General features: G+C 64.4%; 19 protein-coding genes and 1 pseudogene. 5 read left to right on the top strand and 15 right to left on the bottom strand.

Annotated elements, in window-relative coordinates; translation table 11 throughout:
- Positions 1–90 precede the first annotated feature (90 nt).
- The 3 genes from N2605_RS35150 to N2605_RS35140 are packed head-to-tail and all read left to right on the top strand — an operon-like array spanning position 91 to position 4333.
- Positions 91–732 carry a TetR/AcrR family transcriptional regulator gene (locus N2605_RS35150; protein WP_260345267.1) on the top strand — a complete coding sequence of 214 codons (642 nt, stop codon included), beginning with the start codon at positions 91–93 and terminating at the stop codon, positions 730–732.
- On the top strand, positions 729–3416 hold the full coding sequence (locus N2605_RS35145; RefSeq protein WP_260345265.1) for a molybdopterin-dependent oxidoreductase: 2688 nt from the start codon (positions 729–731) through the stop codon (positions 3414–3416). The genes N2605_RS35150 and N2605_RS35145 overlap by 4 nt, the downstream gene beginning before the upstream one ends.
- Positions 3413–4333, top strand: a complete 921-nt coding sequence (locus N2605_RS35140; RefSeq protein WP_260345262.1) for an FAD binding domain-containing protein — start codon at positions 3413–3415, stop codon at positions 4331–4333. The genes N2605_RS35145 and N2605_RS35140 overlap by 4 nt, the downstream gene beginning before the upstream one ends.
- 101 nt (positions 4334–4434) lie before the next feature.
- Here the strand turns inward: N2605_RS35140 and N2605_RS35135 are convergent, their stop codons facing one another.
- From N2605_RS35135 to N2605_RS35120, 4 genes and pseudogenes are all read right to left on the bottom strand, one after another.
- Positions 4435–5295 (bottom strand): AMP-binding protein, encoded by an 861-nt coding sequence (locus N2605_RS35135; RefSeq protein ID WP_260345261.1) that lies wholly within the window; start codon positions 5293–5295, stop codon positions 4435–4437.
- A 169-nt stretch (positions 5296–5464) separates the two neighbouring features.
- Positions 5465–5977 (bottom strand): annotated as a pseudogene (locus N2605_RS35130) (AMP-binding protein); the annotation flags it as partial.
- A gap of 120 nt (positions 5978–6097) precedes the next feature.
- Positions 6098–7228 (bottom strand): DUF5938 domain-containing protein, encoded by a 1131-nt coding sequence (locus N2605_RS35125; protein WP_036009171.1) that lies wholly within the window; start codon positions 7226–7228, stop codon positions 6098–6100.
- 37 nt (positions 7229–7265) lie between these two features.
- On the bottom strand, positions 7266–8069 hold the full coding sequence (locus tag N2605_RS35120) for an SDR family NAD(P)-dependent oxidoreductase (RefSeq protein ID WP_260345260.1): 804 nt from the start codon (positions 8067–8069) through the stop codon (positions 7266–7268).
- Positions 8070–8386: 317 nt separating this feature from the next.
- Between N2605_RS35120 and N2605_RS35115 the strand changes: the two genes are divergently transcribed.
- Positions 8387–9022: a TetR/AcrR family transcriptional regulator gene (locus N2605_RS35115; protein WP_260345259.1), complete on the top strand. Its 636-nt coding sequence runs from the start codon at positions 8387–8389 to the stop codon at positions 9020–9022.
- Positions 9023–9118: 96 nt separating this feature from the next.
- Positions 9119–9745 (top strand): GNAT family N-acetyltransferase, encoded by a 627-nt coding sequence (locus tag N2605_RS35110; protein ID WP_036009173.1) that lies wholly within the window; start codon positions 9119–9121, stop codon positions 9743–9745.
- A 36-nt stretch (positions 9746–9781) separates the two neighbouring features.
- On the opposite strand, the gene N2605_RS35105 is transcribed toward N2605_RS35110, so the two are convergent.
- The 11 genes from N2605_RS35105 to N2605_RS35055 form a co-directional block, all read right to left on the bottom strand.
- Positions 9782–10621: an outer membrane protein gene (locus N2605_RS35105; protein ID WP_260345256.1), complete on the bottom strand. Its 840-nt coding sequence runs from the start codon at positions 10619–10621 to the stop codon at positions 9782–9784.
- A gap of 232 nt (positions 10622–10853) precedes the next feature.
- Positions 10854–11873, bottom strand: coding sequence for a glycoside hydrolase family 5 protein (locus N2605_RS35100; RefSeq protein WP_260345255.1), 1020 nt, complete (start codon positions 11871–11873; stop codon positions 10854–10856).
- 13 nt (positions 11874–11886) lie between these two features.
- Complete coding sequence (locus N2605_RS35095) at positions 11887–13170, bottom strand: O-antigen ligase family protein (RefSeq protein ID WP_260345254.1); 1284 nt, start codon at positions 13168–13170, stop codon at positions 11887–11889.
- Between the two features lie 346 nt (positions 13171–13516).
- Positions 13517–13978: a PTS IIA-like nitrogen regulatory protein PtsN gene (ptsN, locus tag N2605_RS35090; RefSeq protein ID WP_008141251.1), complete on the bottom strand. Its 462-nt coding sequence runs from the start codon at positions 13976–13978 to the stop codon at positions 13517–13519.
- Positions 13979–14197: 219 nt separating this feature from the next.
- Positions 14198–14803: a ribosome hibernation-promoting factor, HPF/YfiA family gene (hpf, locus tag N2605_RS35085; RefSeq protein WP_036009184.1), complete on the bottom strand. Its 606-nt coding sequence runs from the start codon at positions 14801–14803 to the stop codon at positions 14198–14200.
- A gap of 81 nt (positions 14804–14884) precedes the next feature.
- Entirely contained in the window at positions 14885–16507 is a 1623-nt protein-coding gene (gene rpoN, locus N2605_RS35080; protein WP_260345247.1) for an RNA polymerase factor sigma-54, read from the bottom strand.
- A 90-nt stretch (positions 16508–16597) separates the two neighbouring features.
- Positions 16598–17611, bottom strand: coding sequence for an LPS export ABC transporter ATP-binding protein (gene lptB / locus N2605_RS35075; RefSeq protein WP_036024403.1), 1014 nt, complete (start codon positions 17609–17611; stop codon positions 16598–16600).
- 223 nt (positions 17612–17834) lie between these two features.
- Positions 17835–18551, bottom strand: coding sequence for an LptA/OstA family protein (locus N2605_RS35070; protein WP_260345246.1), 717 nt, complete (start codon positions 18549–18551; stop codon positions 17835–17837).
- A gap of 5 nt (positions 18552–18556) precedes the next feature.
- Positions 18557–19288, bottom strand: coding sequence for an LPS export ABC transporter periplasmic protein LptC (gene lptC, locus N2605_RS35065; RefSeq protein WP_260345245.1), 732 nt, complete (start codon positions 19286–19288; stop codon positions 18557–18559).
- 163 nt (positions 19289–19451) lie between these two features.
- Positions 19452–20066, bottom strand: a complete 615-nt coding sequence (locus tag N2605_RS35060) for a ribonuclease D (RefSeq protein WP_225113827.1) — start codon at positions 20064–20066, stop codon at positions 19452–19454.
- 208 nt (positions 20067–20274) lie between these two features.
- The gene (locus tag N2605_RS35055; protein ID WP_260345243.1) at positions 20275–21585 is read right to left on the bottom strand and encodes a UbiA family prenyltransferase; all 1311 of its coding nucleotides are present in this window, start codon (positions 21583–21585) and stop codon (positions 20275–20277) included.
- Between the last annotated feature and the right edge of the window lie 150 nt (positions 21586–21735).

Genomic DNA, 21735 nt, shown 5'->3' with positions numbered 1-21735 from the left:
CCCGCGCGGGGCGGCCTTGGCTCTTGCGCGCACGAGACCGTCATCAATCCGTGATTTGACATTTCGTTCGCGTTTGTCAAATCTGACAAAATGCAGGCCAAGGCCCCTCCCCAGGACCGGATCCTCGACGCTGCCTTGCGCGTGTTCCGGCGCCACGGCTTCCGCCGCTCCTCGATCGAGCTGGCGGCGGAGGAAGCCGGACTGACGCGGCAGGCGCTCTATCATCACTTCGCCTCCAAGGAGGCGCTGTTTCGCGCCGTGCTCGAGCGGATCTACGCGCAGGGGCTCGCTGCGGAAATCGCGGCCGCGAAGGCGGCGGAAGAAGCGGGCCTCGATCTTGCCGACATCCTGGTCGCCGAGATCGGCGCGCGAATGCAGTCGCTGCTCGCTTCGCTCAAGGACTCGCCCCATACCGAGGAGCTGTTTTCCGAGCACCTCGCGCAGGCGCGCGACCTCTACCAGAGCTATTCCAGCCGTTTCGCCGACGAGATCGCAACCACGATCGCGCGGGTATGCCGCAAGCGAAAGCTCAAGCTCGAAAGCGGCGTCAGCGTGCGCGAGCTCGCGCGCTGCGTCGAGATGGCGATCCACGGCACCAAATCCGCTTTCCCTGCCATGCAGCCGGTTGACGCGTTCCTGAAACAGCTCGAGACCATGCTGCGCATGCTGATCGCCGGCGCGATGGCGCCGTCCGCAAAGAAGTCCCAACGCAAAACGGGAGTTCGAAAATGACCAGCACGACCATTAATGGACGGCCTCTGGCGCTGCCCGACGATCCGGATGCGCTCTTGATCGACGTGATCCGCGATGGCGGCCTCACCGGCACCAAACTCGTCTGCGGCTCCGGCGTCTGCGGCGCCTGCACCGTGCTGCTCGACGGCACGCCGGTCGTGAGCTGCCTGTTGCCGGCGCAGGCGGCCGCGGGCAAATCGCTGACGACCATCGAGGGCGTCGGGGCGGCCGGATTGCATCCGGTGCAGAAGGCGTTCATGGCGCACGACGCCCTGCAATGCGGCTTCTGCACACCCGGCTTCGTCGTCGAAGCCGCCGCCTTCCATGACGGCTGGCGCGCGACCAAGGGCGCGGCGACACCCTCGCGCGAGGAGATCGCCGCCGCGCTATCTGGACATCTCTGCCGCTGCGGCGCCTATGAAGGCATCTATCGCGCCGTCGCCGAAGCATGCTCGGGCCGCTTCGACGGCAACGAGCCCATCGCGCCGCGGCTGGAAGCCCGCGACAAGGTGACGGGACTGGCCCGCTACACGGTCGACATCCACCATGACGGCCAGCTCGAAGGCGTCATCCTGCGCGCGCACGTCGCGCATGCGAGGATCACCGGGCTTGATCTGGCGCCGGCGCGCGCCGTTGCCGGTGTTGCCGCGGTCGTTCCGCTGCTAGACGATGACAACATGGTCCGCTTCGTCGGCGCGCCGATTGCAGCCGTCGCGGCCACGGATCGCCGCACCGCACTGAAAGCAATTGCCGCGATCAGCTTCAAGCCCGAGCCTTTGCCCGCCGTGATCGGGCTCGATGCAGCGCGACGCGACGATGCGCCCGTCGTATTCGAAAAGAAGGACCGCAAGCGTGCCGGCAACGTGTCCGAGGGCGCAGGTGGCGCTCCGGTGTCGTGGAAGGGCAATGTGCGCGGGCCTTCTGCGCCGTTCTCGCAGAAAGCCAAGCGCGCCAAGAGCTGGCTTGACGAGGCGCGCCAGCAACGCAATCCGCTGCTGGTCGAGGAGACCTTTCGCGTCTCGACGCAACAGCACGCAAGCCTCGAACCACATGCCGCCGTGGCCAGGTTCGATGGCGATCAGCTCATTGTGCACATCTCGACCCAGGCCATCCACGAGAGCATGGAGAAGATCGCCAAGCGTTATGGCCTTCCGCACGACAAGGTGCGTGTGATCGCCGATCATGTCGGCGGCGGGTTCGGCTCCAAGGGCAGCGTTGGGCTGGAGACCATCGCCGCGATCGAGCTTGCGCGCGCCGCGAAAGCGCCGGTGCGCGTCGCCTTCGATCGTGAAGAGGAGCTTTCCGTCACCGGCTATCGTCCGGCCGCCGAGCTGAAGCTGTCCTTGCTGCCTTCTGCGGAAGGCCGCCTCAAGGCGCTGTCGCTCACTGCCCATGCAGACACCGGCGCCGCCGTGAACTCGCTGATCGCGGGCCTGGCGCGGCTGATCTATCCGGCCGAAGCAAAGGAGCTCGTCGACTTCGACGTGCTCAGCAATTTGCCGCCCGGCGCGCCGTTCCGCGGCCCCGGCGGTCCGCCGATGTCGTTTGCGCTGGAGCAGGCGGTCGACGAAGCCGCACTGCGCATGAAGGTCGATCCGATTCAGCTGCGCAAGCTCTGGGACCCCGATCCCAACCGCCAGCGACTGTACGACTGGGCTGCCGGCCTCGACGTCTGGAAGAGCCGCAAGCCAGCCGCATCGCAGACCGGCCGCTACCGGCGCGGCGTCGGCGTCGCCACCGGTTACTGGCTCTATCTCTGGCAGACCGGCTCCTCGGTCGAACTCGCGATCAAGGGCGGCCGCATCGTCGCAAGCTGCGCGGTACAGGATATCGGCACGGGCACACGCAGCGTGATCGCCAACACCGTCGCGAAGGCGTTCGATCTCGAGCCGCATGATGTGGACGTTCGGATCGGCCGCTCCAGCCTGCCGCGCGGACCGGGCTCCGGCGGCAGCCGCGTCACCGCCTCGGTGGTGCCGCCGACCTTGCTCGCCATCGACAAGCTGAAAGCGGAAATCAGGCGCACCGCCTCTCGCACACCTGCTCCGGGCTCGAACGCGCCGTGGCGCGAGATGATCGCGGCTTCTCCTGATATCGCCGTGTCGGCCAAGCGCCAGGAGGACGGCAAGCCGCCGCCCGGCGTCAGGCCCGCGCTGCACGAGGCGGGCATCATGGGCCGGGTGTTCGGTTGGGTGCTGCGTCTGATGAATCACATGGTGGTGGGCGCCGGCGTGCCGAGCTCGGTGCAGGTGATGGAAGTCGAGGTCGATACCTGGCTCGGCCATGTGCGCGTGCTCAACGCCTATACGGGCCTCGCGGTCGGCAAGCTCGCCGCGCCGGCGCTGGCGCGAAGCCAGGCCGCGGGCGCGGTGATCCAGGGCATCGGCTACGCACTCTATGAGACGCGGGAGACCGATCCTTCGAGTGGCCACATCCTGAGCGGCAGCATGGAGGATTACCGCATTCCGGGCATTGCCGACATGCCGAAACTGGACGTGCATTTCGACGAGGCCGGTTTCGAGCATGTACCGGGCGGCAGCGTCGGCATCGGCGAAGTTGCCACCGTGCCGACCTCGCCCGCGATCGCCAACGCCATCCGCGATGCGATCGGCGTGAGACTGACTGAAATTCCGTTCCGGCCCGATCGTCTTGTGGCCGCGCTGAAAGGGAGGGATGCAGCATGAGTGTCGCCGTCATCACCACCAATCCCACGCCTGAATTCCGCGCCGGAGGCACCGACTTCAGCGAACGCCGCCGCAGCGGGGTGTCGCAGGGAATGCTGATCGATATCTCGACCAGCGGCGACAAGACGATCAGCTGGGGAGCCGATGGAGCGGCCCGGATCGGCGCGCTCGCCACCATCGCCACGATCGCGACCGACGCTCGCATCCTCGCCGCTTATCCCGGCATTGCGGCGAGCGCGCAGGGACTCGCCACGCCACAGGTGCGCAACGTTGCCACGCTCGGCGGCAATCTCGCGCAGCGTTCACGCTGCTGGTATTTCCGCCGGGCCGACATCGATTGCCTGAAGAAAGGCGGCAGCACCTGCCCTGCCCGTTCCGGCAATCATCTCTATGGCGTTGCCTTCGATCTCGGACCGTGCATCGCGCCGCATCCCTCGACCATGGCGGCGGCTCTGCTCGCCTATGATGCGACCATCACCACGGACCGGCGCAGCGGATTGACGATTAGCGGTCTCCTCGGCGACGGCTCGGTCGCGCACGCCGATCATACACTCGCAGCAGGCGAGATGATCAAGAACATTGCGCTTCCTGCTCCGCTCGAGGGCGAGCGCGCTTCCTACAAGCGGGCGATCAGCCGGACCTATGCGGAATGGCCGCTGGTGGAACTCTGCGCCCGCGTCGTGATCGCCGGCGGCAAGTTCCAGCTGGTGCGTCTCGCTGCCGGCGGCGTCGCGCCCGTGCCGCTTCGCCTCACCGCCGTGGAAGTCCAGCTCAGCGGCAAGCTTGCCAATGCGGCATCGATCGCAGAGGCGGCGAAAGCGGCGAGCTCAGGTGCCAAGCCATTGCCGATAACGGCCTACAAGCTCGATCTCCTGCAAGGGCTGGTGCGCGACGTGCTGGAGCGGCTTTCGGACTAAAGCGCGATGAGAATGGGATGAATCATCATCGCGCTTTAGGTTGTTGTTCACGCATGATCTCTCCGGAAAAGCGCTTCGCACTTTTCCGGATCATGCTTTAGCTAGCCGCCTGAGCGACCTGCCAGCCGCCCACGGATATCCGGCTTCAGCACCTTGCCGACCTTGGAGCGCGGCAGATCGTCCCAGACTTCGATCTGCTTCGGTGTCTTGACGCTGCCGATCCGCTGCTTGACGAAGGCCGCCAGCGCCGTCGCATCGACGCTCTGGCCGGCACGGGGCTGCACCACGGCAACGATACGCTCACCCCATTTCTCGTCCGGAAGGCCGATCACGGCGCAATCCTGTACCGCCTCATGCGCCCGCAGCGCGTTCTCGACCTCGATCGAATAGACGTTGAACCCGCCGGTGATGATCATGTCCTTGGCGCGATCGACGATGTAGAGGTAGCCATCGTCGTCGATGTAGCCGATGTCGCCGGTGTGGTGCCAGCCATGCGCGGAGGCCTCCGCCGTGGCTTCGGGATTTTTGTAGTAGCCTTCCATCACCAGCGAGCCGCGAACCACGATCTCGCCGCGTGAGCCGGTCGGCAGCAAATTGCCGTCGCCATCCATGATGCCGGCCTGCACCAACGGGCTGATCCGCCCCGCCGAGGCGAGGCGCTCCATCGCGATCGTGCCATCGGCATTGTAATGCTCATCCGGTGCCATCATCGAGATCATCATCGGCGCTTCAGTCTGACCGAACAACTGCGCCATGGGCCCGATGCGCCGGAGCGCCTCCGCAAGCCGTGCGGCCGAGATCGGTGCCGCGCCGTACCAGAAGCATTGCAGAGACCCGAGCTTCGCCGAGTCGAGCTTGGGATGATCGAGCAGCATGTAGATCAATGTCGGCGGCAGGAAGGTGTGCGTGACATGGTAGCGCTCGATCAATTCGAGGAATTCGGCGATGTCGGGGTGATGCATGATCACGATGCGGCCGCCGAGCGCCATGATCGGGAAACACAGCACACCGGCCGCCGGGGTGATGCATGATCACGATGCGGCCGCCGAGCGCCATGATCGGGAAACACAGCACACCGGCCGCATGGGTCAACGGCGCGAGCGCGAGATAGACCGGACGACCCTTGAAGGGATAGCCCATCAGCGTCAGTGCCGTCATGGCCTCGATGTTGCGACCCGACAGCATGACTCCCTTCGGCTTTCCGGTGGTGCCGCCGGTGCCGGGAAGCATCGCGAGATCGTCGACCGTCTCGCGTTGATATCGGTCGGCGGACAGGCCCGCGAGCCAGCTGTCGAACGAGGGCGCGAAGGGCAATTCGGCATCGAGGCAGACGAGGACACGCAGCTTCGGCAGCTCTGCACGCACCGCCTCGACCATCGGCGCGAAGCTCGAGTGAAACAGCAGCAGGCTGCAGTCGAATTGGTCGAGGATGAGCCGGTTTTCGGCAGCCTCGTTGCGCGGATTGATCGGGCACCAAACCGAGCCCGCGCGGGAAATGCCGAACACGCATGCAAACGCGACCGGATCGTTGCCGGAAAGGATTGCGACCTTCTCGCCGGCAGCAATACCCGACCGCGCGAGCCCGCGCGCGACGCGATAGCTCAGCAACTGCACCTCGCGGTAGCTGAGATCGCGCCCGTCCATGGTCAGGCACGGCGCATCGGGGCCGAGCGAGGCACCTTTGTCGAGGTAATCGATGAAGCGCATGATCAATCCCGGAAGCAGCTGGCGGGTGGCGCGCGGCCGCGCCACCCGTGATCTTGCTCAGTCGTGCACGGTGAGGATCGGTCTGCTGACCAGCCCGAAGCTGCGCAGCTGGCCGAGCAGCTCGTGATGACCGAACGCCTGGCAACCGGAGGCGAAGCCCACGCGCTTGGGCGGCTGCTGCAGCAGGTGAGCTGCGGCATAGGCCTGCAGCAGGCCGGTCTGCTTGTAATTGCTGTTGCCGTTGATGACGCAGTGCGCGCGCCCCAATGGGCCGGAGGCATGCACCGAATCCAGCGACTTGTTGACGCGCGGGTTCTCGCGCGGCGGCATGGTGTTCATCACGCCGGCGGCGGTCTGCGCCAACGCGGCGTAGCGGTCATCGGGGTTCATGTCCTTGGTCGCGTCCAGCGCAGCGGCGACGATCTGCGGCACGCCCAGCATCAGCGCGCGGTTGAACACACCGCCCAGCACCTTCACGTTGGCCACGCGCGGATCGCGCTTGAACCACACCGGGTGCGAGGTGCCGCCCCAGGGCAGCGCCAGTGCGAGCTCATGCTGGCCGGGGATGGCGAGGTTGTAGAGACCGGCATCCACCTGATGCTCGACATACTTGTTCTGCTCCAGATAGTAGGCCTTTGCCATCGCGGCGTTGACCAGGATGGTCTGCGTCGAGGCGATGGTCGGGCTACCGCCCCAGAACACGGCGATATCGAGCGTATCGAGGCCGGGCGTCTCCAGGCACAGCTGCGCGGCGATCTCGCCGGTGGTGTACATCTGCGCGATTCCAGGCGCGAGCAGCAGGCCGGCATTGGCGAACTTCGTACCCCATTCCTGCTCGAGCGTGATCAGCCAGTCCTGCTCGCCTGTCGTGTCGGTGTAGTGGCATCGGGACGCCCAGCAGGCCTGCACCACCTCGGCGCCGAACCTGGCGAAGGGACCCACGGTGTTGAGCACCACCGAGGCACCGTTGAACAACTCCGTCAGTGCGCTCACGGTATGCGGCACTTCCACCACCTCGTAGTCGGCGGTCTCGATGCCGGCCACGTTCGCCTTCATGGCGGCGTTGAGCTTCTCCGCGCTGCGCCCGGCGGCGATGAAGGGGATGTTGTACTCGCGCAAGTATTCGCAGACCAGCCGGCCGGTGTAGCCGGACGCGCCATAGACGATGACGGGCTTCTTCGCGCTCATTGTCGTTCCTCCGAAATGTCGTTGTCGGGTTTGCAGCTCACATTCCCATGCCGCCATCGACCGGCAGTCCGATGCCGGTGATGAAGCGGGCTTCGTTCGAGCACAGGAACACCGCAGCATTGGCGATGTCGCCGACCTCCGCGAGCTTGCCGAGAGGCGTCTGCTCCACCACCGAGCCGACCGCGGCGTTGACGTCGGGCGCGAGACCGATCTTGACGATGTCGTTGGCGAGCTGCAGGCCCATGTCGGTCGGGATCAAGCCAGGATAGATGCAGTTGACGCGCACGCCATAACCGAGCTTGCCGGCCTCCATCGCCGCGACCCGCGTCATGCGATCGACCGCGGATTTCGTGCCGGAATAGACCGCGATGCTCGGGAAGGCGATCGTCGCCGCGACAGACGCGATGTTGACGACCGCGCCGCCTTTGCCCGCCGGTCCACCCGGCCGCATCGCGCGGAAGGCGTGCTTCATGCCGAGCACGGTGCCGACGATGTTGACGTCGCACATCCGCCGCGCATCCTCGGCCCTGATCTCGCTGACCAGCGACGTGATCTCGATGCCGGCATTGTTGATGAGGATGTCGTAGCCGCCGAGGGTGGCGACCGTCGCAGCAGTCGCTTTCTCCCACTGCGCATCGTCGGCGACATCGAGATGCACGAAGCCGGTCTTCGCACCGAGCCTGGCGATCTTGCCGGCGCTATCCTTGCCGGCGTCATCGAGAATGTCGCCGATCATGACCGCCGCACCGGAGCGCGCCAGTGCTTCTGCAATAGCCGCTCCTATCCCGCGGGCTCCGCCGGTGACCAGGGCTTTGCGGCCATCAAGACTCTTCTCACTCATCGCACGTCCTCCCTTTGCTTGGACTGATCTGTTGGACTGATCTGTTCGCTGATGATCGGTGCGCGCTGCGATTGGCAGCACGGTGCTGGCGCGGTTGCGCAACGGCATGCGAGTCCGTTCCGGCGGCGCGGCGCCGGCGGGTGCATTTCCTCCGTTTGCTGACGTCTTGACGACTGTCCAAATTTCTTGACGCGCACACTCCTCCCGGAACTTGACAGTTGTCAAGGAAAAAATTTGACAGTTGTCAAAGAGGATGGTCTGTAGACGATGACCGACGACGTGATCGTGGTGACCAAGAGACGGGAGACAGCGCGACGATGGCCCGGCAAGCGACAGGAGCGGCGAAGCGAGAGGCCGTGGCGGAGATCGTGCGGGACGACAAGTTCAACGCGCGACGCATCGAGCTTGCCGAGGCCGCGCTCGAAACGCTTGGAGAGCTCGGCTTCGCCCGGACCAGCCTGCGGGAGATCGCGCAGAACTCGGCGTTCACGCACGGCGTGTTCCACTATTATTTCAGCGACAAGCTCGACCTGATCTGCTGCTGCGTTCGCCACTACAAGGCCAAGTGCGTGACGCGCTATGACGAGGTCGTCGCGACAGCGATGAGCCGCGACGAATTGACGGAGGGCTTCCTCGCCAAGCTCGCAGCAACGCTGCAGAACGAAGCCCGCATGCACCGGCTTTGGTACGATTTGCGCTCGCAGGCGATGTTCGAGGCGGCGTTTCGCAAGGATGTCCTCGAGATCGACAAGAGCCTGGAAGCGATGATCTGGCGCATTGCCTCTCGCTATGCCGAGCTCGGCGGCAAGCGGCCGGCGTCGTCGCCAGGCGCGCTCTACGCGCTGTTCGACGGTCTGTTCCAGAGTGCGCTGCTCAAGCACCTCGCGGGTGACAAGAGGGCGGTCCCCGAACTGCTCGACGAAGTCCGGCGCCTGCTGCCGACGGTCTGCTGACGTGCGGAAGCGGCGCCCACGAAGGCGTCGCCGCTCGAGGCCTGCACGTTGCGCCATCCAAATTGATCGTCCGACTCGAAACTGCTTAGATGCGGCATGCCGCCGAAAGTCGAACGTCTGCCCAAGCAGCAATTGTGGTTTCCGGCCGGGCGCTATTTTCTGCGCACCATCAAGCGCGATGACGCCTCGCAGCGCTGGGCGGACTGGTTGTCCGATCCCTGGACCGTGCATGTCCTCAACACGTCACCGCGCGCGATGACCAAGGCGGAGATCGCCGACTACATCAAATCCTTCGATCAGCGCGAACGGCTCCTGCTCGGGATATTCGAGCGCGGCAGCCGCATCCATGTCGGCTTCATCCGCCTCGACATCAACGCGGCGGCGAGCGAGGCGCTCGTCAGCGCCGTGATCGGAGAAAAGGAGCACCGCAATGCCGGAGCGACGGTGAACACCTTCATTCCGCTGCTCAGGTTCGTGTTCGACGATCTCAAGCTGAGCCGCATCCGCGCGTTCGTGCTGGAGCGCAATCAGACGACCATTCAATATCTGTCCAAGCTCGGATGGACGCTCGAGCCCGAACCCGAAAAACCGGTGCGATCGCATACGGATGGATCGCTTCTGGTATTGCGTCGGATGATCTGGGACCGGCCCGGTTTCCAGGCCTGGTTGAAGAGCCCGATCGGGCAGCGGATCGTGAATCGCATGGAAGCGGCGCGAGGTTGAGCCCCGGCCGCTCCCTTTGTCTGCTTAAGCGATCAATCAGTACTTCGCGACGACGGGTGACCCGCCGAACCGATAGTTGATACCTACCTTCACGATATCGATGTCCTGACGAATATCGATCAACGCGGTGGTGGCGGCGGCTGGATTGGCGAATCCCACGCGCTTGCTGTCGAAGCCGTAGTGAGTGTACTCGACCAAGGCCGACCAGTTCGGGGCGAAGGCCCACTCGACACCGGCACCTGCCACCCAGCCGACACGATCGGTGCTGGCGCTTGAATTGCAGGGCTCAAAAACGAGGAATCCCACACCGGGACAAAAGAAGCCGCCAATCGACGAGAAATTGTTCAGATTGTATCGGTCATGCGCAAACCCGACGCCGCCCTTGCCATAAACGAGCAAGCGATCCCATGTGTAGCCGACCCGACCCGTGACGCTGGCGATCCAGTCGGTGCGGCTCGATAGAGTGGCGGGCGCGCCGGTCTTTCCGGCGAAGAAGGGATCGTTGGCGGTGCCGTGAAGATCGGTGGCCGTGAAATCGCCGGCGATCCCGAGCACCCAATTGCTGGCAAATTGGTAGTCGCAACCTACCTGAACGCCTCCTACAATTCCGACGTCTCCGTTCACCCCAATGCGATCACCAGGCACACTGCCTATAGTCATTGCAGGCGAGATGACCGCCCCCGTTCCGATGCCGGGATCCGTGAAGCCCGTTCGGCTCGCACCGCCGCCGACATGACCCCCGACATAGCAGCCGGTCCAACTGAAAGGCACGGCCGCCGCAACCGGCGCTTTCGTGTAGGGACGAGCTCCCAGATCGGCACCTTGAGCGGAGCCTGCGACAATCAGAGCCGACGTCGCCAGCAGCAGTCGTTTCATTCGTCACCCCCGAAGCAATCAGCGATAGAAATCTCCGGTAAGGTACATCGGCCGGCCTCCGCGCGCTGTATTCGAGGAGCAACACTCCGATACATTTGGTACTTCGATACTGTTTGATCACAACGCGCCGCAACACGGCGCCTTAAGCTTGATGACGGCGCTCCAGGCTGAACTGTCCGATCGTCGGATGGCTTCACGCCGGCGCGGCTGAGTTCAGGTCACGCCCGCCGCCTCAGCGCCCCGGCGGAATCAGCGCCCGCATGATCTCGGGCTTCCAGCTTTGACGCGCGCTGTCGAAGGCTGCGAAATCATGATCGAATTGCCAATAGGCCCAGGCCCAGCCGAGCCGCTCCGCGCTTCGCGCCACGAACGACAGATATCTCGTCCGTGCTTCGGCTGGCGCGGCCTCGTATACGCCGAACTCACCGAGATAGATCGGACGCTTCTCCCGTTCGGACCAGGACCGGATCTTGTCGAAATCGGCGCGCGCCTTCCGTTCGTCCTCCGGCGTGCCCCAATCAAGCGGGCCTATTTGCGAGAACGTCGGCGACCACGGTGCGCCCTGATGGGTGAAACGGATCGGCGCGTAATAGTGGAACGTGACGATGATGTTTCGGTCATCTGACGGCAGGACCAGGTCCTCGACGGGCATCTCGTCGACGTTGAGAACCGCGGCGATCACGGGCCGCCGGGGGTTGGTGGCGCGGATGATGCCGAGACATTCGTTCAGAAGGGCGTTCCAGGCGGCGGACGTCATCTGCCCGCCCGGCTCATTGAGCACCTCGAAGACGAGCCTCGGATATTTTCCGGCATAGCGCGCGGCGATTTGCGTCCAGAACGCTTTCAGCTTCCCGGCGCACGCGGAGACGTCGCGCTGACAGATATGGGTATCGTGCTCGTCCAGGATGGGGATGAGATTTCGGGCGAGCACCTCCTCGATCACGGCATCGAGCCGCCTCAAGACGATCTCATCCAGCGCATTCTCCGGGTCCATGAACTTGAAGCCGAAGAAATTGATCCGGACGTGCGAGAACCCGGCGCGCCTGATCGCGGTGAGGTTGTCCAGACGAAATGGCGCGTTCCGGCCTCCCTCCCAAATGCCGTCATAGCCGAGGATGTTGATGCCGCGCCCCAGTTTTGGGGGCGCGGACGCGGCCTGTCCGGCTGCTTCTGCCGGGGAGCAGATTGCAAGCACGGATAGCGTCATTGCGAGACCGAAAGTTACAGCCCAGCGGACGCAGATGGCATTCATCCCGCCTGCCCCATCATTGCTGCAGGCCCTGCTGCGGCACCGGCCGGCACACTGCGAAGAAGAATGCGACGAGCAGCACCGAGGTGAACATGGTCGAGCGAAGGAACATCGTCTCCGTGAAATTCGATTGAAAGCTGAGGACGACGAATCCGATGATGAGAGCGCAGTGGCGACGATCGATCGACCGCGTGTCGATCAGGTACAGGACCTTTTCCGAGAACAGATAGACGCTCGCCACGAACAGCACGTATCCCAGGAATCCGGTTTCCATTGCCACCGCAATGTAGCCGCTATGATAATTGTCCAGCACCCAGCCGTGGTTCTGGTTGAAATAGTCGTAAATCGCAGGGCGCGTCCAGAACCCGTTGATGCCGAAGCCCAGCAGCGGCGCATCGTCGAAATGGCCGATGGCGTACTGCCAGATGAAGGTTCGCTCGGTCAAATTGATGGTCGATTCGCCGAGATGGATGGAATCGTAGCCCGTGACGTAGAAATACAGGATCAGGAGCGCAGCCAGGATGCACATGACGACCGGCAGCACCGCGTAAATCCTCATGCAGCGGATCGACCATAGGGAGGTCATGAGCAGTGCACCGGCGGCAATTGCAACGGCACCGGCACCACGCGATTCCGAGGCGATGACGCATGTCGATGCCAGGAGAAACGTAAGCAGAAAAACTGTCCAGCCCTGGCCCGTCATCTTCTGATAGCAGGCAAAGAACATCAGATAGGCGCTGATGAAGCCGAGGGTCTGCTTCGATTCGTAGATTCCCTGCCACTGGCCGTTGTGCATCCAGCTCTGATCGACGCCGATCTCGGGCACGAAAACCGCACACAGGGCCGAGGCGGCGACCAAGATGAAGAGCCCCAGCGCCGTCGCTCCGACGATCTCGTCAATGTCGATCCGCGTGATCAGGCAGTACGCACCGAAGGTCGTCATCACGAGGGCCGCGCTCTTCATGATCGCCGCGGTGGCGAGGCCGGTCCAGAGCACGGAGACAGCGGCGAGAGCATAGAATGCGACCAGCGCGATGAAATCGGGATTTGGCTGCACGCGCAGGCAGGGTCGCACGAAGGCACTGGCGTAGATCAGGATGACCCACATCAGAAGCGCAACGGCCTGTTGCACGAAGCTCCATTCTGCGGGAAGCAGCGCGGGGTTGAAGACACCCATCGACGCGATCACGTTGACGGTGATCGAGCCACGCATCACGATTCTGGCGAGCTTCTCCACGCCGACGCGGGGCGCTGTCCAGATCGCGCTGGCGTCCTCCTCGGAATCGTGCAGGCTGGTCATGAGCGGACCGCCTGAAGCGCGGCGGATCTTCCCACACCGTGCACTACGAGCGCCTTCGCACGCGCGCCTACCGCGGGCATCGGCCGGTCGAGGCCTGATTCCCAGAGCCGCTCTCCCGCCGCGGCGGCGAGGCGCAACGGCGTCATTCCATTCCCAGTCACGTCCGCTCGGTCCACGGCTTCGAACGGCTCTCAGCGGATTTTGGCGCCGCCCACTGTGCCGTGCGTCTCAGGCGGGAAGATTGTCCTACCTTCTACCTTTGAGATCAAGGTGGCATGACGGGACGCCGCCCTCACAATCAGGTGCGAGACACGATTGGGCCCTTGCCGGGCGGAAAAAAGAAAGGTTACGCCGCCGTTGCCGGCGGCAGCGCCAGCACGGAATAAATCGCCTGCGCATCGCGCGAGGCGCGGAGCTTCTTGGCGATGTCCTGGTCGCGCAGCAGACGGGCGATGCGGGCGAGCGCCTTGAGGTGATCGGCGCCGGCGCCTTCGGGGGCCAGCAGCAGGAAGACGAGATCGACCGGCTGGCCGTCCATCGCCTCGAAGTCGATCGGACGATCGAGCCGCGCGAACAGGCCGAAGATCTTCTCCAGCTTGGGCAGCTTGCCGTGCGGAATGGCGACGCCATAGCCGACCGCGGTGGTGCCGAGCTTCTCCCGCTGCAGCAGCACCTCGAACACCGAGCGCTCGTTCTGCCCGGTCAGCTCGGCGGCCTTGGCCGCCAGCTCCTGCAGCGCCTGCTTCTTGCTGTTGACTTTCAATGCCGGGAGAATCGCCTCGGGTGCGACCAGATCGGTAATCGGCATGGAAGCTTTCCGAGGTGAATTAAACCGTCAGGTTCCGATTTGGCCAGCTTGATAGACCAAGCTCGGCCGGCGTCAATAACATGAAGCAGGAGGCGGACTTAGCCCCGATCCAGATGTGGGGGGCTTCTACTCCAACGCAATCCCGGTGCCAACTCCCGCGTGCGGCTTTGCCCCCGTCATTGTTAAGGGCCGGGATGGTACGGGCGCCGGCTGGCGGGCCTAGCCACCGCCTTGGCCGTCCACCTTGGCTCCCGGCGGGTCGATCCAACCCACATTGCCGTCCGCCCTGCGGTAAATGATGTTCACCCGACCGGACGAGCCATGCTGGAATACCAGGCAGGGTGCCCCGCTGAGATCGAGTTCCATGACGGCTTCGCTGACCGAGAGCCGCTTCAGCGACGTGGTTTGCTCCGCGATGATGACGGGGCTGTAGCCGGCGACTTCCTCTTCGCCCTCTCCGGGCGCTTCCAGCACATAGCTGGTGGCGTCGAGCGCAGCCATCGCCTCGGAGGCGGCATGGGCCTTGCGCGCGGAGCGGTCCTTGAGCCGGTTCTTGTAGCGCCGCAGCCGCTTCTCGATCATCACCAGCGCCTGATCGGCACTGGCATAGGCATCCGGTGCGTTCGAATCGGCTTCCAGCGTGATTCCCGAATCGAGATGCAGGGCGCAATCGGTGCGAAAGCCGAAGCCGTCCTTGCTCAGCGTGATGTGGCCGGAATAATTGCCGTCGAAATATTTGCGCAGCACCTCGTCGGTGCGGTCGGCAACGCGGCCGCGCAGCGCCTCGCCGACGCTGATGCTCTTTCCCGAGATTCTGAGAGTCATGTGATGCCTCGCTTGGTTGGTGCCCAGCTTGGATCGGTCTCGATGGGGCATCGAGAGTAGCGCGATTTGGCGCCAGCGCAATCAGGCCGGTTCGGGATTGCGGGAGCGATCGGACAAGGCGGTAGAGAGGACGTTACCAAGAGCGCTCTGCTTGTCGCGGCGGCGTTGCACCGAGGAAGGTATGCGCATGGCTTCGCGGTACTTCGCGACCGTGCGGCGGGCAATATCAATGCCCGAGGCGCGCAAGCGTTCCACGATGGTGTCGTCCGACAGGATCGCGGAGGGCTCCTCCGAATCGATCAGCTGCTTGATGTGGTGACGCACCGCTTCCGCCGAATGCGCTTCGCCCCCGTCGGCCGAGGCGATCGAGGCCGTGAAGAAATATTTCAGCTCGAACGTGCCGCGGTTGGTCGCCATGTATTTGTTGGCGGTGACACGCGACACCGTGGATTCGTGCATCTGGATAGCGTCGGCGACGGCCTTCAAATTGAGCGGGCGCAAATGGGCGACACCGTGGGTGAAGAACCCGTCCTGCTGGCGCACGATCTCGGTCGCCACTTTCAGGATGGTGCGGGCGCGCTGGTCGAGCGCGCGCACGAGCCAGGTCGCGTTCTGCAACGCATCCGTGAAATAGGACTTGTCGCCGTCCTTGCCGATCTTCTTCGAAAGCTCGGAATAATAGGTCTGGTTGACCAGCACGCGCGGCAAGGTGTCGCTGTTGAGCTCGACATGCCAGCCGCCGTCGGGACCCGGGCGGACATAGACGTCGGGCACCATGGTCTGCAGGCGCGCCGAGCCGAACTTCATGCCGGGCTTGGGATTGAGGCGGCGGATCTCGCCGATCATGTCGGCGATGTCCTCGTCGTCGACGCCGCAGATCTTGCGAAGAGCCGCGATGTCGCGCTTGGCGAGCAGATCGAGATGCTCGACCAGCGCCTGCATCGCGGGGTCGTAGCGGTCGAGCTCGCGCAGCTGGATCGCCAGGCATTCGCTTAAGGAACGCGCGCAGACCCCGGGCGGATCGAATTTTTGCAGCACGGCGAGGACGCTTTCGACCTCGGCTTGCGACGCGCCGAGACGCTCGGCGGCTTGGCCGAGATCGGGCGGCAGATAGCCGGCCTCGTCGACGAGGTCGATCAGGTACTGGCCGATCATGCGTTGCGCGGGCGCGGTGAAGGCGACCGAGAGCTGCTCGGCGAGATGGCCCGACAACGTCGTCTCGGCCGCGACAAAAGCTTCGAGATTGTAGTCTTCGTCACCGGAGGCGCCGCCGCCCCATTCGGTATAGGTGGTCGGCGCGGCATCCTGAGCGTTGCGCGCGGCCGCCTCGGCCGGCTCCTCGGAGAAGACGTTGTCGAGGCCGGTGTCCAGGGTCTGCTCGATCTCGGCGCGGGTGCCGAGATCCTTGCTCATCCATTCTTCCTGGCCCGGCTCGAAGCCTTCCGCGCTGCCGCCGAAGCCGTCCTCGCCCGGACCGTCGTTCTGGCCGTCGGAATCGCCGTAATTGGCCGCCTCGGCCGAAGCTTCGCCCGCGGGGGCCTCGTCACTGGCGCGTTCCAGCAGCGGGTTTCGCTCGAGCTCCTCCTCCACGAAGGTCGTGAGATCGAGATTAGACAATTGCAGCAGCTTGATCGCCTGCATCAGCTGCGGCGTCATGACCAGCGACTGCGATTGCCGGAACTCTAATCTCTGCGTAAGCGCCATGAAGCAAGAACCGATCCCAAAAGTTGGTCCGATTTTTGCTTATCCTAGTCTCAGCCCGATGTACACGTCTTGACGAATTGGAAAAAAGGGCTAGAGGCGGAATTCCTCGCCAAGGTAAAGGCGGCGCACGTCCGGATCGGCAACGATCTCATCCGGGGTTCCCTCGGTCAAGATTTCCCCGGCATAGACGATATAGGCACGGTCGGTGAGGCCGAGCGTCTCGCGGACATTGTGGTCGGTAATCAGCACGCCGATGCCGCGATTGGTGAGATGGCGGACGAGGTCCTGGATGTCGCCGACCGCGATCGGGTCGATGCCGGCGAAGGGCTCGTCGAGCAGCATGTAGTTCGGCCGCGTCGCCAGCGCGCGCGCGATTTCGACGCGGCGACGCTCGCCGCCGGACAGCGCGATCGACGGTGATTTCCGCAAGCGCGTGATGTTGAACTCGTCGAGCAGCGAGTCGAGCTGCTGCTCGCGCTTCTTGCGCGAGGGCTCGACCACTTCGAGCACGGCGCGGATGTTCTGCTCGACGGTGAGGCCGCGGAAGATCGAGGCTTCCTGCGGCAGATAGCCGATGCCGAGCCGCGCGCGCTGATACATCGGCAGCTTGGTGACGTCGTGGCCGTCGAGCTCGATCGCGCCGCGATCGGCCTTGATCAGGCCGGTGATCATGTAGAACACGGTGGTCTTGCCGGCGCCGTTCGGGCCGAGCAGGCCGACGGCCTCGCCGCGACGCACATAGATGCTGACGCCGCGCACCACCTGGCGGCTGCCGAAGGCCTTTTCCACACTATGCACAGCCAGGAAGCCGGGCCGCTTCAACAGCTGCGGCGCGCCGGCACCGTTGGACCTGGCGGCCGTTCGGACGGGATGAACCGCCTGCGGACGCGGCTCGGCCTGATAGTCGGCCTCGTAGTCGCCCGTGTAGTCACCTTGGAACTGGTCGGGCCCGCGGGGCTGGTCGCGGGCAATCGGCGTGTCCCTGACGGGACTGGGCACGAGGCCGCCGACGCTGTCCCCGAGCGCAGTGATGTCCTGACGCGCAAATCCTGGCCGGCCGCGCTTGGCGGGGCGCCGACGGAACATGCTGAAGAGATCGACCATCCCCGCCTTCTAGCCTTTGGCGTCGTCTTGCGCGAAATCCGCGCGATCTGTCGCGCCAGCCTGAGCGATTGGCCGACGCAGCATGGGTGAAGGAATGTCTCATGCCCAGTGAAACACGCCCGAAAAGCGGCGGACCCGCTTCGAAAGCCCTGCGCGCTAGATACAGGCTCGCCGGGCAGGCTTCAACCCTCGGTTCGGCCGCATCAGAACCAAGCCGTTGAATTCATTTTGGTTTACTTGCACCGGGTAACTGCAAAGGCGGCGCGCCGCCGGGCTTGCCCGAACCGCAATCATTGCTGGAGCCCTGCGGCAGCAGGACCTGAACCCGGCCGCTGTCGGATTCCACACGTGACACGCCGGTCGTCATATCGACAGTCAGCCGATCGCCCCGCATGACGTTCTTGCACTGGGTCATGACGACTTGGCCCGAGCCCCCGCCGAACATGGTGATCAGGTTGGTCTTGGTGTCGAACACGGCGGTCTCCCCCGTCACCACCTGGTCCTTCTGGGTGACCACGACATTGCCGCGCGCCTCGAGCCGCTTGATCGAGGAGCTGCCGCCCGGACCCGGCTGCGCCGACTGCATCGGCCCGCTCTTGGTCGCTTTCGCCGCAGGCTGCGGCGCGGCCGGCTTGTCGCCGCCGCCCGAATCGTAAAACACCACCAGCGTCTTCGAGGTCATGGTGGTGTCGCCCTGCACGACCTTCACATTACCGGAGAAGGTCGCCTCCTTCTTCTTGTCGCGCATCTCGAGCGAGGCCGCTTCGATCTGAATTGGCTGATCGCGGTTTTGCGTAAAGCCCTGCAGCGCGTTGTTGGGCGCAGTCGCCGAACTCTGCGTGCGGCCTTCACCGGATGCGATCAAGACACCAAAGGCAAGCGCGGCTGCGCTGACGATCGCGCTGCGCCTGTTGTCGTTGCGCGAGAAGAACTTCATCATGAAAATCACTTCGAATTGGCAGACTTGTTCTGAGGCGTGCGCGTCTTCGTCGGCGCAGGCTCGGTAGGTCCAGGCTGAGCAGCGGCGGGTTCATCCAGCTTGTCCAGATGCATCACCACATTGCCCTCGAAGCGGATGACGTCACCGCCTTCGGTAATCCGCAGGCGATCCGCACTCAGCGTGCCATTGGTCAGCTTGACGTCGACGCGCTCGTCCGAGGAGACCGTGCCCTTGCCCATGTCGACGAAGGCCGAGTTCAGCCGGGCCTCGTAGCCGGTCGAGGTGCGCAGCAAGATATCCTTGCGCAGATCGAGCTGCTGCTGCTTGTTGTCGAAGCGGCCGGTGCGGGCATCGAGGAACAGGGTCGACTTATCCTCCATCAGCACTTTCGCACGCAGGTCATTGAGATCGACATGATCGGGATCGGTGATGTCCTGCGTCGCGGTCTTGGCCCAGAGCTCGTAGGGCCGCTGGTCCGGCGTGTAGCCGGCGAGGTGCGGCGATTCCATCGTGATCTTGGTGCCCGACACCACCAGATTTCCGGAGTCGAGCGGCAGCTTCGGCATCAGCATGCGGAACGGATTGAAGATCGAGACGCCGACGATGGCGGCCATGGACAGCAGCACCGCACCCGGGACTGCGATGCGCAGAATCCGCACCAGGCGGCTGTGGCGCGCCGCGCTGGCGAACTTCGCCGCAAGCGCGGCGTCGTAGGCGGGGTTCTGGGCCGAGTTCACCTGGGTTCCTGCTTACCTGGCTCCTGACATATCGCTCGCCATGTCCGGTCGAGGCGGCACCCCATTCTATCCGGCGCCGCCCAAATATGCAGCCGGCGACAGGCCGTTACGAAAGTGTCCGAAACGGGGCGGCAACCCCGGGGCCAACCGCCGCGCGGGGCCTTCAGGAGTGCGCGAAAATGTCCTCTTCCGCCCAGCCCTGGAGGTCCAGTAGGGCGCGGGTCGGCAGGAAGTCGAAACAGGCCTGCGCCAGCTGGCTGCGGCCTTCCCGCACCAGCATGGCGTCCAGCCGCTCGCGCAAGGCATGCAGATGCAGCACGTCGGAGGCGGCGTAGGCGAGCTGCGGCTCGCTCAGGCTGTCGGAACCCCAGTCGCTGGACTGCTGCTGCTTGGAGAGGTCAATGTTGAGCACCTCGCGGACGAGGTCCTTGAGACCGTGGCGGTCGGTGTAGGTGCGGGTCAGGCGGGAGGCAATCTTGGTGCAATAAATCGGCCCGGTCATGACGCCGAAGGTCTGGTACAGCACCGCGACATCGAACCGCGCGAAGTGGAAGATCTTCGTGACCGCCGGATTGGCGAGCAGCGCCTTCAGGTTCGGCGCGTCGGTGTGGCCCTTGGGGATCTGCACCACGTCGGCGCTGCCGTCGCCGGGCGAGAGCTGCACCACACAGAGCCGGTCGCGGTGCGGGTTCAGCCCCATGGTCTCGGTGTCGATCGCCACCGCTCCGGTGTAGCGGGACAGGTCGGGCAGGTCGCCGCGGTGCAGGCGTACGGTCATGAAAACCTCGGGTCGAATCGGTGCGTCGATATCATAGGCTAGAGCATGATCCGGAAAAGTGTGCAGCGGTTTTCCGAAAAGATCATGCTCAACCAATAACCTAAAGCGCGATGACGATTCATCTTAATCGCATCGCGCTTTAGTCGAATGGATGGCGATGTAGCCAGTCGCAGCAGGTCACGCAAGCGGCCGTGATCTTACGGGTCGGTCAGATCGCGGCGAGCATGATGCAGATCATCGCCGCGACAGCGGTGCGGCTGGGGCCGTCCCGGAACGCGTATAGGATCGGATCGTCCGGCATCTCGCGGCGATGCGCCATCATCAGCGCACGTCCGAACCAGTACAGCAGCAGCGGCGTGAGCAGCCACAGCATCCAGGGCCGGCTGTAGAGCGGCGTCACCGCCGAGGACGAGACGTAGAGCGAGAACACGGTCACGGCGTTCATGGCGCTTGCCGCCGCCATCGCGGCGATGACGTTAAGGTCGGTGACGCGATAGTCGCGGTTGGAGGGATCGGCGAGGCCCACGCTCTCGCGCAGGCTGAGCTCGCTGAAGCGCTTGATCAGAGCGAGCGAGGTGAACACGAACAGCGAGAAGATCAACAGCCATTCCGACAGCACCACGCCGACGCCGACTGCGCCGGCGACGATGCGAAGCGTGTAGAGGCCGGCGAGCGTGACGATGTCGACCAGCATCTTGCGCTTGAGCACGAGCGAATAGGCGATCGTGGTGGCGAGATAGAGGCCGAGCACGCCGAGAAACAGCGGCGAGATACAGAGGCTGGCGGCAAGCGCGAACAACCACAATGCAGGAATGGCCGACAGCGCCGACGAGATCGGCAAATCGCCGGCCGCGAGCGCGCGGTGGCGCTTGCTCGGATGCTGCCGGTCGGCGGCGAGATCGAGCAGATCGTTCATCAGATAGGCGCCCGAGGCGCAGGCCGAGAACGCCAGGAATGCGAGCAGCGCGTAGCCGAGGGTCGAAAGGTTCAGCTGATGCGCCGTGAGCGCAGGCACGAACACCAGCGTGTTCTTGGCGTATTGATGAACCCGCAGCGCTTTCACCCAGGTGGCGAGGCCGGCTCTGCGGACCTCGCGATTTTCGATGCGCGTGATGGAGGCACAATCGAACGGCACGCGCCCCGCCGCGAGATCGGCGTGCGTGACGACGCCATCGAAGCCGAGATGCGCTGCGATCGCCGCGGCATGAGCGGCGAGCCGATCCGCGACGAGATAGATCTTCTCGCCGCGCGCCCGTGCCGCCAGCGCCCGGTTCATCACATCGGAATCATAGGGCAGATGGGCGTAGTCGATTTCGGCTCGCGCCAGGATCGCCGTGAGCGCCGCCATCCCCGCCCGTCCGCCCGCACCGAAGCGCGCCAGCATGCGGCCGGGGCTGGAGAACAGCGCCTCCATCAGCAGCTCGGAACGCAGCAGCGCGCCTTCGAGGTCGATGACGAGGGTCCGGGCCGCCGACGGCTCGGACAGGCCAGGATCATACTGGGAGGCACGCTGCTCCATCCGAAAACGCTCTGACTTGCCGTGACATGACCGGCATTCGGCCGGGGGAGCAGGAAATTGGACGGCCAACCCTATGGGAACATTCACTAAAGGCGACTTAATTTGCCTGGGAAGGTGGGACGGCTTTCGCCTCAGGCGCTGTTGCTCGGA

It is taken from the genome of Bradyrhizobium yuanmingense, from assembly GCF_025200905.1.
In the GTDB taxonomy this organism is placed as follows: domain Bacteria; phylum Pseudomonadota; class Alphaproteobacteria; order Rhizobiales; family Xanthobacteraceae; genus Bradyrhizobium; species Bradyrhizobium yuanmingense.
This window is presented reverse-complemented; position numbering and strand designations above follow the sequence as displayed.

Excerpts from the sequence above, each read along its gene's own strand:
- N2605_RS35135 (WP_260345261.1), bottom strand. The coding sequence starts at position 5,295 with ATGCATCACCCCGACATCGCCGAATTCCTCGAATTGATCGAGCGCTAC.
- N2605_RS35055 (WP_260345243.1), bottom strand. The coding sequence starts at position 21,585 with ATGGAGCAGCGTGCCTCCCAGTATGATCCTGGCCTGTCCGAGCCGTCG.
- N2605_RS35120 (WP_260345260.1), bottom strand. The coding sequence starts at position 8,069 with ATGAGTGAGAAGAGTCTTGATGGCCGCAAAGCCCTGGTCACCGGCGGA.
- ptsN (WP_008141251.1), bottom strand. The coding sequence starts at position 13,978 with ATGCCGATTACCGATCTGGTCGCACCCGAGGCGATTCTCCCGGCATTG.
- N2605_RS35145 (WP_260345265.1), top strand. The coding sequence starts at position 729 with ATGACCAGCACGACCATTAATGGACGGCCTCTGGCGCTGCCCGACGAT.
- N2605_RS35060 (WP_225113827.1), bottom strand. The coding sequence starts at position 20,066 with ATGACCGTACGCCTGCACCGCGGCGACCTGCCCGACCTGTCCCGCTAC.
- N2605_RS35070 (WP_260345246.1), bottom strand. The coding sequence starts at position 18,551 with ATGATGAAGTTCTTCTCGCGCAACGACAACAGGCGCAGCGCGATCGTC.
- N2605_RS35095 (WP_260345254.1), bottom strand. The coding sequence starts at position 13,170 with ATGACCAGCCTGCACGATTCCGAGGAGGACGCCAGCGCGATCTGGACA.
- N2605_RS35115 (WP_260345259.1), top strand. The coding sequence starts at position 8,387 with ATGGCCCGGCAAGCGACAGGAGCGGCGAAGCGAGAGGCCGTGGCGGAG.
- N2605_RS35140 (WP_260345262.1), top strand. The coding sequence starts at position 3,413 with ATGAGTGTCGCCGTCATCACCACCAATCCCACGCCTGAATTCCGCGCC.
- N2605_RS35100 (WP_260345255.1), bottom strand. The coding sequence starts at position 11,873 with ATGAATGCCATCTGCGTCCGCTGGGCTGTAACTTTCGGTCTCGCAATG.
- N2605_RS35150 (WP_260345267.1), top strand. The coding sequence starts at position 91 with ATGCAGGCCAAGGCCCCTCCCCAGGACCGGATCCTCGACGCTGCCTTG.
- N2605_RS35105 (WP_260345256.1), bottom strand. The coding sequence starts at position 10,621 with ATGAAACGACTGCTGCTGGCGACGTCGGCTCTGATTGTCGCAGGCTCC.
- N2605_RS35110 (WP_036009173.1), top strand. The coding sequence starts at position 9,119 with ATGCCGCCGAAAGTCGAACGTCTGCCCAAGCAGCAATTGTGGTTTCCG.
- lptB (WP_036024403.1), bottom strand. The coding sequence starts at position 17,611 with ATGGTCGATCTCTTCAGCATGTTCCGTCGGCGCCCCGCCAAGCGCGGC.
- rpoN (WP_260345247.1), bottom strand. The coding sequence starts at position 16,507 with ATGGCGCTTACGCAGAGATTAGAGTTCCGGCAATCGCAGTCGCTGGTC.
- N2605_RS35125 (WP_036009171.1), bottom strand. The coding sequence starts at position 7,228 with ATGAGCGCGAAGAAGCCCGTCATCGTCTATGGCGCGTCCGGCTACACC.
- hpf (WP_036009184.1), bottom strand. The coding sequence starts at position 14,803 with ATGACTCTCAGAATCTCGGGAAAGAGCATCAGCGTCGGCGAGGCGCTG.